The sequence below is a fragment of the Rouxiella sp. S1S-2 genome, from assembly GCF_009208105.1.
In the GTDB taxonomy this organism is placed as follows: Bacteria; Pseudomonadota; Gammaproteobacteria; order Enterobacterales; family Enterobacteriaceae; genus Rouxiella.
Window position 1 is genome coordinate 2,305,753 of the sequence record NZ_WFKL01000001.1, and the last position, 18,475, is coordinate 2,324,227.

At 45.5% G+C, this 18,475-nt stretch carries 20 protein-coding genes; 8 read left to right on the forward strand and 12 right to left on the reverse strand.

All coding sequences use genetic code 11. From position 1 onward, the window contains the following. Positions 1-684: 684 nt before the first annotated feature. Both GA565_RS10915 and GA565_RS10920 read left to right on the forward strand, forming a co-directional pair. Complete coding sequence (locus tag GA565_RS10915) at positions 685-1,014, forward strand: hypothetical protein (protein ID WP_055780686.1); 330 nt, start codon at positions 685-687, stop codon at positions 1,012-1,014. A gap of 27 nt (positions 1,015-1,041) precedes the next feature. Further along, entirely contained in the window at positions 1,042-1,260 is a 219-nt protein-coding gene (locus GA565_RS10920; protein ID WP_152198469.1) for a DUF2767 family protein, read from the forward strand. Between the two features lie 485 nt (positions 1,261-1,745). On the opposite strand, the gene GA565_RS10925 is transcribed toward GA565_RS10920, so the two are convergent. The 3 genes from GA565_RS10925 to GA565_RS10935 all read right to left on the reverse strand — a co-directional run bounded on the left by GA565_RS10925 (position 1,746) and on the right by GA565_RS10935 (position 4,913). Continuing rightward, on the reverse strand, positions 1,746-2,567 hold the full coding sequence (locus GA565_RS10925) for a DUF3037 domain-containing protein (protein ID WP_055780680.1): 822 nt from the start codon (positions 2,565-2,567) through the stop codon (positions 1,746-1,748). Next, positions 2,564-3,397 carry a hypothetical protein gene (locus GA565_RS10930; RefSeq protein WP_152198470.1) on the reverse strand — a complete coding sequence of 278 codons (834 nt, stop codon included), beginning with the start codon at positions 3,395-3,397 and terminating at the stop codon, positions 2,564-2,566. The genes GA565_RS10925 and GA565_RS10930 overlap by 4 nt, the downstream gene beginning before the upstream one ends. A gap of 400 nt (positions 3,398-3,797) precedes the next feature. Continuing rightward, positions 3,798-4,913: a site-specific integrase gene (locus GA565_RS10935; protein WP_152198471.1), complete on the reverse strand. Its 1,116-nt coding sequence runs from the start codon at positions 4,911-4,913 to the stop codon at positions 3,798-3,800. A gap of 788 nt (positions 4,914-5,701) precedes the next feature. On the opposite strand from GA565_RS10935, the gene GA565_RS10940 reads away from it, so the two are divergent. Then, positions 5,702-6,289 (forward strand): MFS transporter, encoded by a 588-nt coding sequence (locus tag GA565_RS10940; protein WP_152198472.1) that lies wholly within the window; start codon positions 5,702-5,704, stop codon positions 6,287-6,289. A gap of 56 nt (positions 6,290-6,345) precedes the next feature. On the opposite strand, the gene GA565_RS10945 is transcribed toward GA565_RS10940, so the two are convergent. After that, entirely contained in the window at positions 6,346-6,567 is a 222-nt protein-coding gene (locus tag GA565_RS10945) for a hypothetical protein (protein WP_193311896.1), read from the reverse strand. After that, positions 6,564-7,160 (reverse strand): NUDIX domain-containing protein, encoded by a 597-nt coding sequence (locus GA565_RS10950; protein ID WP_152198473.1) that lies wholly within the window; start codon positions 7,158-7,160, stop codon positions 6,564-6,566. Before GA565_RS10950 ends, GA565_RS10945 begins: the two co-directional genes overlap by 4 nt. An 83-nt stretch (positions 7,161-7,243) precedes the next feature. Here GA565_RS10950 and GA565_RS10955 point away from each other — a divergent pair, with 83 nt between their 5' ends. Beyond that, a complete protein-coding gene (locus tag GA565_RS10955) occupies positions 7,244-7,993 on the forward strand; it encodes a DeoR/GlpR family DNA-binding transcription regulator (protein ID WP_152198474.1) in 750 nt (249 codons plus the stop codon). 155 nt (positions 7,994-8,148) lie between these two features. Here GA565_RS10955 and GA565_RS10960 read toward each other — a convergent pair whose 3' ends face one another. Both GA565_RS10960 and GA565_RS10965 read right to left on the reverse strand, forming a co-directional pair. Next, the gene (locus tag GA565_RS10960) at positions 8,149-9,033 is read right to left on the reverse strand and encodes an MBL fold metallo-hydrolase (protein ID WP_152198475.1); all 885 of its coding nucleotides are present in this window, start codon (positions 9,031-9,033) and stop codon (positions 8,149-8,151) included. A 22-nt stretch (positions 9,034-9,055) separates the two neighbouring features. After that, positions 9,056-9,982 carry an AraC family transcriptional regulator gene (locus GA565_RS10965; protein WP_152198476.1) on the reverse strand — a complete coding sequence of 309 codons (927 nt, stop codon included), beginning with the start codon at positions 9,980-9,982 and terminating at the stop codon, positions 9,056-9,058. A gap of 240 nt (positions 9,983-10,222) precedes the next feature. Here GA565_RS10965 and GA565_RS10970 point away from each other — a divergent pair, with 240 nt between their 5' ends. The 4 genes from GA565_RS10970 to GA565_RS10985 all read left to right on the forward strand — a co-directional run bounded on the left by GA565_RS10970 (position 10,223) and on the right by GA565_RS10985 (position 13,931). After that, positions 10,223-11,194, forward strand: coding sequence for an oxidoreductase (locus GA565_RS10970; RefSeq protein WP_152198477.1), 972 nt, complete (start codon positions 10,223-10,225; stop codon positions 11,192-11,194). 136 nt (positions 11,195-11,330) lie between these two features. Beyond that, positions 11,331-11,900, forward strand: coding sequence for a YceI family protein (locus GA565_RS10975; RefSeq protein WP_152198478.1), 570 nt, complete (start codon positions 11,331-11,333; stop codon positions 11,898-11,900). A 142-nt stretch (positions 11,901-12,042) separates the two neighbouring features. After that, positions 12,043-12,507, forward strand: coding sequence for a GNAT family N-acetyltransferase (locus tag GA565_RS10980; RefSeq protein WP_226950949.1), 465 nt, complete (start codon positions 12,043-12,045; stop codon positions 12,505-12,507). Positions 12,508-12,533: 26 nt separating this feature from the next. Beyond that, positions 12,534-13,931 carry a trehalose-6-phosphate synthase gene (locus GA565_RS10985; RefSeq protein WP_152198479.1) on the forward strand — a complete coding sequence of 466 codons (1,398 nt, stop codon included), beginning with the start codon at positions 12,534-12,536 and terminating at the stop codon, positions 13,929-13,931. Positions 13,932-14,011: 80 nt separating this feature from the next. Here GA565_RS10985 and GA565_RS10990 read toward each other — a convergent pair whose 3' ends face one another. From GA565_RS10990 to cmoA, 5 genes are all read right to left on the reverse strand, one after another. Beyond that, positions 14,012-14,536 (reverse strand): hypothetical protein, encoded by a 525-nt coding sequence (locus GA565_RS10990; RefSeq protein ID WP_152198480.1) that lies wholly within the window; start codon positions 14,534-14,536, stop codon positions 14,012-14,014. Between the two features lie 299 nt (positions 14,537-14,835). After that, positions 14,836-15,084, reverse strand: a complete 249-nt coding sequence (locus tag GA565_RS10995) for a CsbD family protein (protein ID WP_152198481.1) — start codon at positions 15,082-15,084, stop codon at positions 14,836-14,838. Positions 15,085-15,210: 126 nt separating this feature from the next. After that, a complete protein-coding gene (locus GA565_RS11000) occupies positions 15,211-16,635 on the reverse strand; it encodes a PhoPQ-activated protein PqaA family protein (protein WP_152198482.1) in 1,425 nt (474 codons plus the stop codon). A gap of 122 nt (positions 16,636-16,757) precedes the next feature. Next, on the reverse strand, positions 16,758-17,729 hold the full coding sequence (cmoB, locus tag GA565_RS11005; RefSeq protein WP_152198483.1) for a tRNA 5-methoxyuridine(34)/uridine 5-oxyacetic acid(34) synthase CmoB: 972 nt from the start codon (positions 17,727-17,729) through the stop codon (positions 16,758-16,760). After that, entirely contained in the window at positions 17,726-18,469 is a 744-nt protein-coding gene (cmoA, locus tag GA565_RS11010; protein WP_152198484.1) for a carboxy-S-adenosyl-L-methionine synthase CmoA, read from the reverse strand. Before cmoA ends, cmoB begins: the two co-directional genes overlap by 4 nt. Between the last annotated feature and the right edge of the window lie 6 nt (positions 18,470-18,475).

An 18,475-nucleotide genomic window follows, 5' to 3' on the forward strand; every position in this document is an offset into this window, starting at 1 on the left:
CGAAATTCTTGCTCTATCTAGTGTGTTAATGTGGTTTTTGAACATCTGTGCACCGCACTGAAAACATTCATTAGGACTTTTAGTTAGATTGCTTTCACAAAAGGGACACTGCTGATAATGGTTTTCTTTGTTAATTATTGAGGTCTTCTTCATAAAATCCGCTGAGTGTAATTATTAAAAATATCCCAGCTAAAACAAAGCCAGGCTAATTGATCTTTAATTTTTTTTGGGATGTGGAAATCCCTTTTTTATAGATAATATAGATTTTTCCTAAAAGCTAGCGGAATTTACTGTTGTGTGTGGGGGGAAGTTGTGGTTAAAAACTTGTGAGTGTGTAAGTGTGTGATTTTTATTATTTTTATTATTTTTATGAATTTTATTCATTTTTTTGATTATTTTCCACGCAAGGATACCATCGAATCAGGGGGCAGGGCGAAATTGGATTTTTTACTATAGACAAAGTTGTAATTTTAGCTATTTAAACTTTTCTTTCTAAGGTGAATTTAAGAAAAAAACGATCAATATCAATGATTTAATAATTATCAATATGAAAAAACTTGATCAATTTCAATGCCTTATGTATGTTGTGTGGGCTGTTTAGGTCGTGATTGTACAAGCACGAGCAGTTATGAGCTTAATCTCAACACCAAGGGAATTTACTCACAGCACTGTGGAGGGGCATTAATGATCGTTTTACAGAAAAAAGAACTAGTGGAGTTATTCAAAAGAGGTTTAGGCCTTTCCAATGTTGATAGTTCTAAAAGTATTGCGATATTGAAGAATGTATATTCTGATCCCGTGATAGTTAATGCTGCCATAGAAGCAGCAGAGTTTATTGGAGTAAATTTTTATATTGTGGAAGTAATCGAAGGGGTTGATAATGTTCATTATGAAAATATGATTGTTTATAATAATGGGCAGGTACTAAATGGTTACAATATTGGTCAATCAACTTTAGAGTCAGTTGACTTGGTTTTTGAAACCCTTGAGTCCGCCACTGATGGCATCAATTGACTTTTAAGATTCTCGAATGGCCGCATAATGAAAAACTCTAAAAAAGAAATCCTCCATTCAGATGCTTGCCGGCTTATCGGTGAGGCCGCTTTAAGTTTTGCAATGAAAGGTATAGAAGCTGATAAGAAATCTATAGCTAATTTTTTTGGTAAAGAACTTAGCGAGGATCTCTCTACAGATAGTTACAGAAAAGAATTATTAACCTACACTATAGGGCTTTTGCAAGAGCCTGATGAAAAATTCTAATTAAATTATAAAGCCTTTGGACTGCTCAAGCCCTTCTTTATCTTAAGAAGAACGCTAACTGGGATTTAAAGGAATAATCTCTGTGATTTTACAAGATTATACCAATCGTTAATTTCACTCAATCTGTCATGAAGACAACTCTTTGCTATCAGTGGACATTAAAATTATCACTGCAAAAATCCAACCGTAGACTGACTCGCTCACTGAAGGAGTAACAAGATATGGGAAGAATGCCTGCATATGGGAAGTCAGCAGCTGATTACGAAGAGATGTAATTGTTGCTATCCTTGAGTCCAGGAAAATGACGCTAGAAAACACTGTGGACAAAGGCATTCTGTTTATGCAGCAAAGCATGTGCGAAAGGGGATATGATGGGTAAAAAAAACCGGCGATGTGCCGGCGAGAAAGGAATACTACTGAAGGTTTATTATTGTTATTCGGGTAGGAACAAAAAACCAGACTCTGGGGCCCGGTTATTTTTGGACTTAGTTATGGTAATTTATAGACTTACCAGCAGCCGTATACATATGGTCGAAATATTTGGCCATATCGTCTGTACTATGGATGTTGAAGATATTATCAGCATATCCTTCAACCAAATTGAGTTGGGGAATTCCGATCTTATCCTCTCTAGCTGTTTTGGCCGCATAGACAACGAAAGATTTTACTTTACCTAATAAAGCTTCTTTGGCTTTTGCAATTGTAATCGCTTTAAGCGCTGAATCTCCCATTTTCTGCTTTAGGCTGTCATTCCGCAGATCAAGGGTTTCGGTCAAATGGTAAGCGCCATTTTTAAGCAAAAGCTCAGCGTAGATGCCTTCTTCCTCAGATATCGGGTAATTTGAAACAACGCGATGGTTATTTATCTCATTGATATCTTTACCTAAAATACCAGCCTTACCGAAGATTTCTTTTAGCTCAGTAATTATTCTCTTATTTTGAGGAGCTCTATTGCTGGCGAATGAAGGGTTAACATACAACTTCATCAATGACTCAATTTTATTGTCATAATCAGTCACGTTTTTTAGTGTAAATACACCATGAGCAGATAACTGAAGGCTCCCAGATAAGACCTTGGAAAGAGAGTCGAAATCCTTCGTCAAAGAATAAATCCATTCAATTTCATTGGAAAATTCATTTAAAGAGTTAAGGTTTATTAAGCTTGTCACGGCTTTTAATTTTCGTGCATTCTGCAAGACTCTAATATCTAAGCCGAATTCGCCACACACGACAAGACCGACATTAATGGACTCTGCTCTTACAGGGTCCGGTATCATTCGTATGATACTAAATTTAAAACGGTTCATCGTGTGACCTCGCTCTCTACACTACTCAGACGTTCCATACGTGATTCGCTATCCCACCACGATATCAAAGCTTGTTTCTGCAAGGCGCTGAGCCATGCTTCAGGCATTCCAGAAAAAATATAGTCTATCGCCTTACTGTCTAGAGTTCTAAGTTTATCCAAAACATTACAGGCGCTTGCGGTAAGATCGGCATCGGAACCTATTACCTGTTTTATAATAGCCCAAACTAGGTTTGTTTTGCAGTCAGCCGGTAACAATGCTGATCCGATTTTGTTCGGCCATCCATGAACCAATGAAGATAAACCAAAGTCGAATGCTTCAACAGCAACCGTATTTTGTCGAGTTTGAACATAAAGATAGTTGTTGAAATGACGATCAACATTATAAATAAACTGGTCATAGGCGTAGATCGCCCACAGCTGTTTTTTCAGATAAAAAGAGGCATTTTTCAGCAATTCTGACCATTGGTTAACAACGAGAGCATCTCTATATGCCGCTAAATTTATTTTTGAACCAAAAAAAAGCTCTTGACTCTCAGGTTCTAATAGAACCCTACATGTTGGCGTTGGAACACTGCACATCTCAGCCAACTTAGTACAAAACCATTCAGAGGCCGGAACATGTAACGGAAACGTAACTTGAACCTGAGAATTTTCACCATCTCTAATGCCTTTAGTTGCATATTCCAAGCCGTCATTCGCAATCGCAAAGCTTTTCAGATGTACCGTACTTCTATTCGGCGGCGTCCACTCTTCAATTTCGAGACCAAAAAGCGGGTGCTGCTCTGTCGGGCTATCATCAGCTTTTAGAGGTTTTTGGTTAGGCTCCAAGATTACTCTCTTCTATTCAGCTTCCCTGAAAATATAGTGTGCGCCTCGATCTCTGCCAAGTGCGCCGCTGTATGTACTTCATCGGCAAATACCTCAAAAACTTCAGGCCGCATCACCCGCCGTGAGCAGCGCCACCACTGGCAAAGAACCAGATCATGAAGCCTGCTGCACCAAGAAGTACGATAACTGGTGGCAAAAATCTAAATTTCATTAGGTGCAAATCCTTCTGTTAGGGGAGTGTCTGTTCAGGCAACCGAGCCTTAAGCCTAATGTTCCATCATAGCCTGCCGCGCATCCAGCACAAATACTATGTATTTATAAGGAGATATGAAAGGAGGAATTTCTCCCCTTCAGCAATAGAATTGCCAGAGTTTTACTCCGCATCACTATGAAGGTGAGATCATTTCGCCACGTAGGCCTTCTTATTATCCTGTAATGCTGCAAATTTATCGTGCAGACTCTGAGGAAAAATTTCTCTGTACACATTCCATAAAGTCGATAATGACTTATGCCCGGTAACCTGGGCAACTTCTTCAAGACTGAACCCCGCCTCAAACAGCCTGCTCGCCCCCTCACGCCTGAGATCATGATATCTCAAATCAAGAATTCCAAGTTCGTCACGTTCTTGCCGGTAGGTTTGAGTTATTGTTCTTGATTTATATGGAAAGATATATTCATGTTCTTCTGGTTGTCGATTTAAAATTTCCCATGCCTCACCAAGCAACGGAACAATCATGTGGTTGCCAATTTTTTTCTTTGGGTCTTTACGATCTCTGACTAAAACAGCCTTTGATGCCTTATCAACATCACTCCAAAGAAGTCTAGTGACTTCACCGATCCTCATGCAGGACAGAATCGAAAACATGAAGATATCAGCATAAGGAATCCCATGATAAGAGGTGGACTGTCTGCTTCTTAAAGAAATCATCAGCAAATCTATCTCTTCACTTGTTGGACGGCGGTTACGAGTGTTTCCAGTACCAATCATATTCATGCGGAACATAACATTACGAGCAGCAATGAATTCTGTAATATTAGCGTTGATACCAAATAAAGGTTTTGCTGAATTCAAAACAGCGCCAATGTAATTGATATCGTGCGCTGCTGTTGATGGCGATACTTTTTGGCGTCTATAATCGCAGTGTGTGATAAAACTTTGCTGAGTAAGCTTACTCAACGGTAAGTCTGAAATCTCATGTTTTTTTATTAAATTCAACGCATCACGCTTAGAACGACCAAAGGTCACATGCTCATGCTTCATGTATTTTGAGATGAGTTCACCTAGGGTTAATTCTGAGCTAGATTGATTATCATCAGACTTCGAATGCTTATTTGGAATGCCATACTGTTCAATGTGAGCAACGCGAGCTCTTCCCCATGCCTTTGCCAAAGATATTTTTGCGAAAGTTTTTCTTTCACGATGAATGAACTCTCCACCTTCTTTAACGCTGAGGGTGCATCGATATTTTATAGCACCATCTTTCAAGGTTCTTTTTTCAACACTAAACGAAGCCATAAGCATTTTCCTTTTTAGACTCCCAATACAGGGGGTACTGTAGGGGGTACTGATGGCAATAAAATAGCTTAAAAAGAATCAAAATGCATCATAAAGCACAGTACAAATATACAGGTGTTAATATAATTCATTGTTTTATATGTTATTTTTATTGTTATTTTTTGGTGGGTGCCCGTCATCTTGGCGGGGCTTTTTTTATCTTACTGTCCTATTCGTGCTTGAAATAAGAGTTTTGCCCTAACTTAAATAAGGTTGATTTTTTTTATTTTTATTAATTATTGACTTGGATGAATTAAAATTAATTTATTTTTACTATTTTTACTATTTTTACTATTTTTTAATGTTAAGTGAATGAGTTTATATTGAATGTATGAATATTAATTAATCTTTATATGGATTTTTGGTTGTCTAGGGTGTATCCATCAGCGATGTGTAAATTTTAATTTTTCATTAATACTTTTGCTGGAGTGAGATGTTGAATGCTGTGGCCTAATACACTAAGGTTTGGTTGGTGTTAAAATATCATAAGGCTCCTGGGGTTTAACTAACAAGCTGATTAATGTGTGAATTTTGAGTTAGCATCAATCAGTGCGAGAGCAGCATAATAAAAAATCGTTCCATACATGGTGTGAATTAATTATTTAATTATCCTCTATTGAACATCCGGTTATGAGGGTGTTAAGGCATCATATTACAGCCGCAGATTTTAATACTGACTGTAATTTTTTTGATTACGGGCTTTCTTCCTTACAGGCCATCTCCTTACATCTTGAAATGCTGTAGATTTTATGATGATCATGCCCCTTGGCCCCGATTTGGCGAGAGAGTTGTCTATATCACCCACTTACATAGGTTATTTGGGAGGAGGCTATACGCTTGCGGCAGCGCTTTCATCGTTATTTACGGCCAAGTTTATTGATAACTTTGATCGTAAACACGTGACGATTGTCGCTCTGCTTGGACTGACATTATCGACGTTATTATGTGGATTTGCCTGGGATATGCAAAGTCTCTTCATCGCTCGCCTGTTTGCTGGCCTATTTGCAGGGCCTGCAACGTCTATTGCGCTGGCAATCGTAACTGATCAGGTACCTACGGCACAGCGAGGGCGAGCAATGGCTATTGTTATGGGCGCTTTCTCAGTCGCTGCCATTGGCGGTGTACCCTTTGGGTTGAAGCTGGCACTCTGGTACAGCTGGAGCACCCCCTTCTTTGTCGTGAGTTTGTGTGGCGTGATAACGCTCATTGCCGTATGGGCGTTATTACCTAATATGACCCACCATCTCGACGATAAAAATCAACAGCCACAGACGGGCGTCTTATTGCTTAACCTCCTTGGAAAATCGCCAGTGCAGGGAGCTTGTACTGGCTTGTAAATGAGTTCATTCATTAATATATAAAAGCAGACTAATTTTCAAATTGCCTGTGCGGTTTAATTATTTATTGAGGGGATCTGTTGAAGCTCAGTGTAAATCCTCAGCCCTTGCTCTTTTCCTATGCAAACATCATTATCGGCGCCCTGTGATGGGCCGGGAATACGCAAGATTGCATCACAGTGCTGAAGTAAACGATGAGCAACGGGATATAAAAATGCCTCGCTGACTTCATCACCTATTTTCTGTGAACCGGCTGTCAATATGAGCATTCTTTTCATGAATTCACCTGTAAAATTTGGTTCATCGCCAAATGCTGAAGCAGCATAATTGTTTTTGCATCCTGAATTTCGCCATTCCTGACTGCGGACAGTGCCTGCTCAAAAGACCATTCCAATACTTCAATATCTTCGCCTTCATCAGCCAGTCCTCCACCGGCACCGCTGCGATTGTGCTCTGCGTACTCAGCAATAAAAAAGAACAGCTTTTCCGTGACCGATCCTGGGCTCATATAAGCTTCAAATACCTTCTCGACGGCGGTGACTTTTAAGCCGGTCTCTTCCTCCGCTTCTGCAATAATACGTTTCTCGGGAGAAGCGTTATCCAATAACCCCGCAGCCGCCTCTATCAGGAAACCGCTGTGGCCGTTGATATAAACGGGAAGGCGGAATTGTCGGGTCAGCACGACGGTTTGCTTGGCTTTGTTATAAAGCAGGATGACTGCGCCATTTCCGCGATCGTAAGCTTCTCGGCTCTGTTCCTGCCAGCGGCCGTCTCGGCGTAAAAGTTCAAAGGTGTATTTTTTGAGCGTATACCAGTTATCAGACAGTAGTTGCTCTCTGATATGTCGGACTTTTTGCTGTTCTTTGTGCATGTTTTTGCTCCTTTAGGATGACAAGAAACACGCTATCATGCACAATCGTGCAATATCAAGATCAATCGTGAATGGTGTCAGAAATGTTATCGAGCCAGAGAAAGCAGCTTATTTTGGAAATTTTAGCGCGCGAGAAACAGGTTTTATCCCGGGAGTTGAGTCAGAGATTTGCTATATCAGAAGACTCAATTCGTCGTGATTTAAGGGAGTTAGCGGCTGAGGGACTTCTTCAGCGAGTTCACGGTGGGGCCTTAACCGTCTCTGCTGCGATTGCACCGTTTCAAGTAAGAAAAAGCGTGCAGATACCGTCAAAGAAAATCATTGCGCAGAAGGCGATAACGCTTATTCAACCAGGATATATCGTTATTGTTGACGGAGGCACAACCTCTGAGGAATTGATCAAGCTGTTACCCAAAGACTTGGCTTTTACCGTAGTCACCCACAGTCCTACAATCGCAGTCGGACTGATAGATTTTCCTCTGGTTGATGTGATAGTTATCGGCGGTCAGTTATATAAGCACTCCGTGGTCACCACGGGTGCAGCAATGATTGAATCCATCCGCAGAATCAATGCCGATCTCTTTTTTATGGGCGTAACAGGTGTACACAAGCGAGCCGGATTTACGACAGGTAACTATGAAGAGGCCTGTGTGAAAAAAGCACTTTCTGAAAGAGCCGCTGAAACAGTGGTAATGGCTTCACCTGAAAAAATTAATTCAGCCTCTGCGTTTGCTATTGATGACCTGAATATGGCCAGCACTTTATTGATTGACGGCAGCCTGGATGAAGACATGAGCAGATTACTTGAAAGCATGCAAATTACCGTACTGTAGAGGGGTAGCGGTTCTGCCTGGATAAATAAACCGTTACCAGGCATAAGCCGCTGTTACAGTCATCTGTTTGTATCAGTTCTGAAGTCTTAACAAACTCGTTTGTTCCTTCCCAAATTATATGCAGCTACTTGTTTGTAAAATGGCTATAAAGCGGCCTAATCTATAGCAGGTTGAAAAACGTAATGACCGTCTTTCGGCACGATATAACCCACGCCGGGGAACGGAAAGTGGGGGGCAAAAATCAATTCACGATCCGCCGCGACTTCTTTCAGCACAGTTTTGCGGTTTGCAATACCTTCTGCCCGATCGTTGTCAAAGCTTATCGCCCATTCAGGTTTGGCGAGTGAAATAATTGAGCTATGGGCAGAGTCGGCAATGTCGAAGATACGCGCCTTTCCAGAGGTAATTTGGTAGCCAACGTGACCCGGCGTATGACCCTGCAAGGGCACGGACTGAATATCAGGCATGACGGTATCGCCCGGTGTAAAGGTCTTGACCTGAGGTTTGATAACGTTGACCAACGCGGCCATTTTGGGCATGGTTTGTAACCATGTCCAGTCAGGTGAAGAGATTTTTACCACCGCGTTAGGGAAAGTCTGTTTGCCGTCTGCCGTCACCAGACCACCGATATGATCTCGATGAACATGGGTTATTAACACATCGGTTATCTGCTCAGGCGTATGGCCAGATTTGATGAGACTTTGCACCAGCAGGCCTTGCGCACTGGGTCCCAGGCCGGTATCGATAAGAATATTTTTATTGCCGTCTTTCACAAACAGAGCGTCGACATCCAGCTTAATCTGCCCCGTGGGTGCTCCGGCTGCCGCTAAAACACTCGCCACTGACTTCTCACCCGCGTCAACACCGAGAACTTTTCCATCATTTGGCAAGAGAGAAGACTTGTCGTGCAGCGTCGTCACTTCAATTTTACCGATGTGGAACGTCTTGAACGCGGGGGCGTCAGTCACCGCCGCGTCGGCCAATGCATTTGACGTATAGCATGCGGCTAAAATGGCTGAAAAAATGAGGGTTTTCATCATATTGAGTGTTCTCTGCATGAGTTTAACTGCGTGAGGGGGCGTGTTCGCGCGGACGTTCACGATACTCTCGTGGTGAGCAGTGCATTATTCGTTTAAAGGCATTGCTAAAAGCACTGTCTGAATCATAGCCCAATGATTGCGCTACGGCTGAAACCGTTACGTTTCCAACGGCTAAACGTCGGCTAGCGAGCTGCATACGCCAGCGCAGTAAATATTCTAATGGCCCAAAGCCGACCTTCTGTTTGAAACTCAAGGCAAAGGTCGAGCGTGATACCCCTGCGATATCCGCCAGTTGCTGAACGCTCCAGCGTTTAGCCGGTTCGGCATGCATAGCTTCCAATGCGCTATTAACCCTTGGGTCTGAAAGCGCAAATAGCCATCCTGCTGGGCTGTCTTGTTCAACCCCCAGATACTGGCGCAGGACTTGAATCAGCATAATGTTACCCAGTTGCTGCGCCATCATTGCACCGCCGGGCGAAGCGTTGGACAATTCTTGTACCAACAGAGCCAAGGCCCAACGCAGAATCGGCGCAGAATCAGTATGCGCATTGACCACCGCCACGGTGGGCAGACTATCAAGCAACAGGCGCGCCTCTTGCCCATAATTAAACCCACCACCAATCATGAAAAAATCTTGTTCAGACCCATATTGCATAACGCCTTTCACTGCATCTCGAAATATATCGACGGCGTTTTCAGTGACAATTTCCAATGCGCTCGCCAAGATAAAAGCCCGCGGACGAGTCAAAATAAAACAGTCGCCTGGTTGCAAATGAATCGGTGCAGGTTCGCCTTCGACCGTCAACCAGCAGCTGCCTTCTACCACAGCATTAAATTTAATCTTCGTCGGCGGCGGAAAATGCATGCCCCAATCTCCACCGGTGCGCAACCCTAAAACATAGGCTTTGTCAGCATTGAGCTGTGAGAGTACGTCTGAAAGTGGGTCCATTTCACGGCTCCGTTATTTTCTGGCTCACGACATTATGCGCGGACCATACCCGATAGGCTTACTTCTACAATAGCATCATAGCGTCAGACTGATGTGGCATGTCACACTAAATCAGACGATCTCGACAATACTACGGACGTTAGTGCATTCAAAGTCTGGTGAATATCCCTCATTATGGGTTGTCGGCTACCCGATGACCCCGGGGTTATCTTACGATTCAACCACATTGGAACTGACTTTATGACCACTCAACAACAACCACTGAATTCTGGATTCGACAAACATTCAACGGCCAGCGACGTGTTAGGCCAGCGCAACCTGATGGGTATCAATGTCATTGTGACGGGTGGCTATTCAGGTATTGGATTGGAAACGGTGCGCGTACTGGCGCAAGCCGGTGCGCAGGTGAGAGTACCTACACGCGATATGGAAAAAGCGCAAGAGGCGCTAAAGGGGATCCCCAACGTTGAGACTGACTTTTTAGATCTTATGGACCCCGTTTCGATTGATGCCTTCGCCGAACGCTTTGTACAGACTGGACGAGCGCTGCATATTTTGATTAACAGCGCAGGCGTGATGGCTTCCCCGCTGAAACGTGATGCACGAGGCAACGAATGGCAATTTTCCACCAACCATCTGGGGCATTATCAATTGACCGCACGTTTACTCCCTGCGCTGAAGAAAGCTAAGGGTGCACGAGTGGTCTGTGTTTCTTCACGCGGTCATCGCTTTACTGGAGTTGATATGGTCGATCCTAATTTTAATCAGCGCCCGTATGACAAATGGTTGGCCTACGGTCAATCTAAAACGGCCAACGCCTTGTTCGCACTGGAACTCGATAAGCTCGGCGAGAAGCACAACATCCGTGCTTTCTCCCTGCATCCGGGCGCTATCTATACTGCACTGACTCGCCACATGGAACGGAGTGATTTCGAGCTCGTTGGTGCACTCAAAGAAAACGGTGAACTAAAAACCACCGAAGATGCAGGTTTCAAAACGGTCGAGCAGGGCGCGGCGACGCAGGTATGGTGCGCGATAGATCCGATTCTGGCCGGGAAGGGCGGTGTCTACTGCGACGATGTTAACATTGCTGCATTCGCCACTGAGGACGGAGCCGAAATCGGCGTCAGCTCTTGGGCGGCAGACCCCGCTGCTGCGAGACGTTTGTGGGAATTGAGCGAGAAATTAACCGGCGTGCGCTACGTCTGGTAGCGAGTTGCTGTAATAGCCTCTGAAATTATTCTGCTTGTGCCGCCAACACCGGCCAAAGTAGCGTATAGCTAATAAATCCTCGAATAAAATCGTCGACTCAAACGTTAACATCAGACATCCGTCTGGAGAGTCTCGTATGCTGCGTGTATCGACCTTTTTATCCTTATCTATCGCCTATTCAGCGATGGCATGTGCCAACCCAGTTCAGTATGCGATTAACACCCAGAAAACCTCCGTCGAGGTTTTCTGGACACTCGCCGGTCACGCTATTTCTCATGCGCAGCTAACACACATCACGGGTGCTATTACGTTTGATAGCAATAAGGATTTTGACGATAAAATCGTTGTTAATATCCCCCTCTATTCTCTGAATGCTCAGAACATCCTGCTGACGAACGAACTCAAAAGCGGTACTTTTTTCGATGAAGCACACTTTCCCCTCGCGCACTTTACTAGCACCAGAGTGATTGACATTGGCGGGGGTCACTATCGGGTTTTAGGTTCTCTACAGATTAAAAATATTCAGCGGCCAGTAATACTAGACGCCGAGATTGTTCCCGATAATCATCTAAATGCGTTAAAAAGGGGGATGAGCCTGCATGCCAACACCACTATTTCTCGCTCAGCATTCGGTATGGACAGTTATTTATTGCTGGTGGCAGACCCGATTAAGATTGATATTAATATTGAAGCCAGTATGAGCTGATAGCGCGTTATCGGACGCGCTGAATGACTCCGCACCTGCACAATTTTTATATAACCCGCCACGATTTTTACGCTTTTTTAACATGCCAGTCGGTTTAATTAGCTGAGTTAAGGATATCGGCTTTTAAACAGAGAATATGGCAATGAAAAATCATCGCTTAATCGATAGTGAGTCTCTTGCAAACAGTGGCACGCCCAAGGCATTGATTGAACAGCAGCGCATAAAAATGCTCTCTCCCCGGAGATGGTATCGAGGCGCGTTCTGCGTCAACACGGATAAAAAACTGCTGAACTTCAGCTTTATCCAGAAAGCATTGCCTTGCACTCAAGATGCGCGAGTCAGTGACGTTCGTAATGTTGAGATCAGGGTACACAACAGTTTGTGTTTCGGTTTATACAGAAACGACAGACAGATTGGATTTGCGCGAATAATCACAGATTTGGCCGATATTGCCGTCATTAGCGACGTTTTTATCACGCCGGAATACCGCTACATCGGCCTTGGCTCCTGGCTGGTAGACTGCTGTCTTGCCCATCCCGCCACGCATGCATGCAGTACCGTACTCTGTTGTTTACAGGTGCCGCAGGCGAATATTGACTCCCATTGAAAGCAACGCTTATCAGGTAAAAAACGATGTCAGGTTTAATTCTGGTTTCTCATAATTTGCACCAGCATTCGGTGCTTTCTTCAATCTACGACGGGATTATGTCCCTGCGTGGCGGGATTTGGGTGAGTTGGAACGGCGATGTGGTTGAGGACGACCCAGATGCACGTCATCCGCTGTCGTTTCGTGTCGGCAACAAGTATGACACGCTCACCTTTCCTCTCACTCATGAAGAGTGCGAAGAGGGTTATTACGGGTATGTTTATCAAGGATTATGGCCCGTTTTTCACCAGCGTCCGGATCTTGCACGTTTCACTACTGAAGGCCTCAAACAGTATCTCAAACTTAACGAGACCTATGCGAGAGCCGTAACCGAATACGCGATGCCGGATGACGCTATCTGGATACAGGATTATCACCTTATCCCCAGCATCAAATTAATTCGCGATGCCGGCCTCACTAATCGCATAGGCTTCTGTTTTCACCAATCATTTCCGGCGGGGCAATCATTTGAAGCCATTCCCGATTGGCATAGTCTGATAGGCTCGCTGCTGTGCTGTGACCTGATAGGCTTTCAAACGGTGCAGGACATGAATAATTTCCTGCTGTGGGTAGAAACGGAGTTTAGGATTGAGCACCTTGGCCAAACCACTTTCCGTATTCATGGCAGGGTAATTTCCACCGGCGTTTTTCCTGTCGGGATTGATACCAGCGTGTCTGTGTGCCTAAAAGAGAGCAATAGCTGCCGCTTTATGGAAAGGCAGTGCAAGGAGACGCTTCCGGCAAATATTATTCTCAGTGGGGGACATCTTGATGATATTACAGGATTTCCCAACCGGATCCGTGGGATGGACATTTTGTTAAAGATGCATCCCGAATATGCAAAATCCACCACGTTGCTTCAACTGACCACGCCTTCAAACGCCACGGAATCGCTTGAAAAAACGCTAAAGGAAGAGCTGAAAGGGCTCACCGATACTCATGCAGTCAGCTTTATCAGCCAGGATTTTAGCCAGGAAGAATTGTGCGGGATTTATCGGGCATCGCGCGTGGCATTAGTGACACCATTGATGGCGGGCATGAGTCTGATGGCGAGAATGTACGTAGCCTCTCAAGACTCTGACAACCCCGGCGTGCTGATTTTGTCACAGTTTGCAGGTGACACCGAGTCGATGAAAGGGGCCATCATTGTAAACCCTTACGACCCCAATGCGATTGCCGATGCGCTAAATTCGGCGCTGAAACTGCCGCTTGCCGAAAGGAAAAAACGCCACGCTCATCTGCTCGCAGAAGTAAACAGGCACGACAGCCACTGGTGGGCCGACTGCTTTCTTAAGCGCCTCGATAACCCTGAGACTGAAGACGCGATGCAAATAAAAGGAAGTGTGGTGTTAACGGCGGGGTTTAGCGGGCGTATTCGTTATTAAAGCAGATAAATTCCTAAGTGATAAAAAGCCCCCTTACGCTGTGGGGCTTTCTCTATGAGCGCCAATTGATAAAGATAATCTCAGCTGTCCTTTACAATACAGCCAGAAGCCCTTACGGCGGCAATAATTTCATCGCAATCAAAACACTCTCTATCATCGTGGATTTCATCGTGAGAGTGTCTTTGGGGTAAAATAACAACGGGCTTCGCTTGAGCATGCAGGTACAGTGGAAACCATTCACCGCAGGACCTGTCAATATGGTCGCCATTGAACATAGTCCCACAAGTACCCGATCGCATTTCTACCAACTCTTCTTCGTCGGTCCATGCGACAGGTGTGTGGGTGCTTTTTAACAGTGCAAGCTCCGCTTCTACGGCTTCTGCACGCTTACAAACCTCGGCCCATCGATCGCGTTCGGCGGTTAATGCAGCATTCATGACGCTGAGTTTTTCTGACTTGTCTATCAGAGCACGAAGATGACCCTTGGCGACAAAGCCGATGACTTCTTGTGTCACTTGCTCCAAAGAGGGAATGCCGTTGGCTGACTCAACAGTATTTAGAATGCTAGAGGCTGCCACGCGTAATGCTGCTATTTCATGTGTCATTTCAAACCCCTGTCTTGATCCCTATCATAAATAGCATACTCAACCGACTGTGCTTTTCGCAACAGACGAAGTTTGTCAGGCTGTTAAGGGGATCGAAACGATTGGTACAAATCATTGCCGCATATGTAGTAAAAGAGCCATCAACTTGCGCTGATGGCTCAATAAAAAAGGGTGCTAGTAGTTATCTTTTTTGGAACAGCTGTGTGTAAATATTATGCGGTTGGCATAATAACCCTAATCTGCAGTAGATCAACACAGGTGAGGAAATTTCATACAGCCGTCCAGAGATTTATACCACTTTACTTCCGGCCTAACAGATAACCAATCACAATACCGACCGCACCTGCAACCGCGACACCGGCAAATGGATTTTCTTTTACCTGATCGACTGCGGTCGACACGGCATCTTTCGCGGCATAGCTGGCTTGAGAAGCATATTTGCGCGCTGCACCTTTTGCCTGATGTTCAGGGGAGTCAGTAGCATCACCAAAAGCTTCCTGCGCTGCACCCGCTACTTGTTTTACTTTATCTTCTGCTTGATTAAACATAATTGAACTCTCCTTATTGGTCGTTAAATAAGGTTAGCAGACAAAAAACTACTTAGTTTTTTTCTTGCCAATAAAGTCACTAATTGGGCTTTTTTAAGGAAAATCCTATGAAAACTGGACGAAAAATCAACGACCTGGCAGGGTCTTGCAGCCACTGTCATTTGAGGGCGGTGCCACCTTCGGATACTTGCCGTCCGGTGTGATGTAGACCTGGGTGGTGGCAACATAGCCGTCCATAAAGGTGGCTTCGACAAACGTTGCCTGCCATCCCGGACCGTTATAATTCAAGGAGGTACTCACATTATTACCTGCTCCGACGGTGAGCGGCGTAGGGGTGTAGGTAATACCGCAGGCGAAGCGGAAATCTCTGGCTGCAGAATTCGTCGCCGTCCAGCGCAGTACTTTTCGCGGCTTCTCCGAGAAGTGGACAGTGAGGTTCTGGCTATTGCTCTGCCTGTAAGGCGCAGTGGTAATAACAGGCAACGGTCTATCGTCCTGCAGGCGATTGATAAAGGCAATCAGTGACTGCTGAATGTAATCCTGAATCCCGAGATGTCCGGTATTTGGCGCGATGCGCAGTGACTTAATACCTGGCAATTTTTCATAATAGAAACGGGAATTATCAGGGGGAAAAAAATCATCGCCGCTGGCATTAACAATATATTTTGGGATCGCGAGTCCTGACTGCGCCCGAGTGCCCAAATATTGCATCGGGTCAATAATGTTTAACATTTTCAAAAAGTCTGAATTGTTAACTAAACGGTCTATCCCCTGATTGTAATAGGGCGCAAAAGCAATCGGCCAGTTCCCACCGTAGGTTTTATACATGTTCAAGATTGCCGACTTGGTATTAAGTACGTCAATGACAAAAGGCACGATAGCGACGACGTTCGGGTCAGAAATTGCCGTTAACCAGGTTGCCCATCCTCGTTTAGAGGCCCCGGCAACGATAAACTCGTCGATATGCCACCGCACTAGCTCTTTTTTAGCCAGCCTGATGGTTTGAGAGATGGTGGCCGTCATCGGAATTTGCAGTGGCAACTGCTGTCTTTTAGACGGTTGCTCGGTATATAACTTCCAGGTGCGTGCGATGCTGTCGTCTTCTTCCAGCGGTTTATTATCCTGCTGATAAATTAAATCACGCGTCGGGATGGTTTTCAGTGAAATGACAATGGTATTCGTTTGCTGCACCACTTTTAACAGGCTATCGTCGCTTATATCGACGGCAATCAGCGCCTTGGGTGACTTGGGAGAGCGGGGAATACCTATCGTCACATCCTCTTTCCACTGAGCAGGACTGACTAAACTTTCTGGCGACCAGGACTGTGAAATCATCTGATATTTCCTGATTTCCACATTCTCAAACATCTCGGTGCTGACCAAGGCGTAGTTTAAAGGCATTGCCGCCAGCTGCTGGCGGTAGCATGAAATGACCTGCGAAGGTGCATTGCTGTTAATCAGGTTACAGCCCGGTGCGACGGGAGTCTGCTGGGCAAAAACGTGACCCGCCGTAAGCGCGGTGAAAGCCAGCAACAGATTTAGCGTTTTCATTATTCATCCTCAATTAAATGAATAGGATTTTATTTATCGAATTGCGATGAATGGCAAAGCTGACGTTTTATTTTCCGCTCCCTTAACACGAGGGCATCGTCGACGTAAAGGAGCGGGAGAGGCTAGGGCTTATTTGCAATCAGCAAGGCTCGACGTGGCGCGGGATAACCTTCCACTGTTTTAGTGCTGTCATTCGGGTCGAGGAATTCGGCAAGCGACTCGCTGGTCATCCAGGAAGTGCGATGCTGTTCCTCTGTCGTGGTGAGGCTCACGTCGGCAATACGTACATTGACGAAACCGCACTTGATGAGCCAGCCCTTCAACGCCTCGGCGGAGGGAATAAAGTAGATATTATTCATTTGGGCATAGCGATCGCCCGGTACCAGCACTTGATGACTGTCGCCTTCAATTACGATGGTTTCCAGCACCAGCTCGCCGCCGCTAACCAGCTGATTTTTTAACTGCAGCAGATGGTCTAGCGGTGAGCGCCGGTGGTACAGCACGCCCATTGAAAATAGTGTGTCAAACGCATTAAGCTCAGGAAGCTGTTCTATACCCAGCGGCAATAAATGCGCACGCTGATCGCCGCCCAGCAGTTTACGCACCGCCTCAAACTGGCATAAAAAAAGCTGCATAGGGTCAATGCCGACCGCAAAATGCGCACCAGCACCAATCATGCGCCACATGTGGTATCCGCTTCCGCACCCCACGTCCAGTACCGTGCGTCCGGCCAAAGAGGAAATATGCGGCAGTACGCGATCCCACTTCCAGTCTGAACGCCATTCGGTTTCTATTTCAATGTCATACAGGGAAAACGGGCCTTTACGCCATGGCATTAAATTACGCAGCAGGTTTTCCATGCCTTCAAGCTGGCCTTTTGGCAGCGGCGCCAGCGTATTGGCGGTCACGCTGTGCAGCAGATCCAGGCGTTCAGGCTGTAGCAGCGGCAGGCGGTCTACAGCGTTGAACCACATTTTGAACTTGCCGTGAAGCGACTCTTTTTGCCAGGCGGTAAGCTGCGAGGGCAGGGTATTCAACCATGGGCTGAGTGGCCCTTTGGCAATAGCGCGATAAAAATCACCAAACTCGATCACGCCGATTCTCCCGCTTTAATGGCAATCAAAGAGCCGAAGTTGAAGCATTGGAACCACACTTCCGCGTGTTCAAACCCGGCCTGATGCAGACGGGCTTTGTGTGTCTCAACGGAGTCGGTCAGCATGACGTTCTCTAGCATGCTGCGCTTTTGACTGATTTCGAGCTCGCTGTAGCCGTTGGCACGCTTAAAATCATGGTGCATGTTGAACAGCAGTTCGCCCACGTCGGCGTCGTTAAAGCTGAACTTCTCAGACAGCACCAAGGCGGCACCCGGACGCATACCCTGATAAACCTGATTTAACAGGCGCTGGCGGTCGGCAGGTTGCAAGAATTGTAGCGTAAAGTTGAGCACCACCATCGAAGCATCTTTTAACTCAACGTCGAGAATATCGGCCTCAATCACGCTAACCGGCGTCTCGGCGCGAAAGGCGTCAATATGACGGCGGCAGCGTTCGACCATGGCTGGAGAATTATCCACCGCGATGATTTCACAGCCCGGCACGGTAATGTTGCGACGCATTGAAAGCGTAGCGGCACCCAGCGAACAGCCGAGATCGTAGACCTTGCTGTTTGGCTTAACAAAACGCTCTGCCAGCATGCCAATCATCGAAATAATATTTGAATAGCCCGGCACTGAACGCTGGATCATATCAGGAAAGACTTCCGCGACGCGTTCGTCAAAGGTCCAGTCGCCGAGTTTATCTATCGGAGCAGAAAAAAGTTTATCTTGGTTAGTCATAGTGCC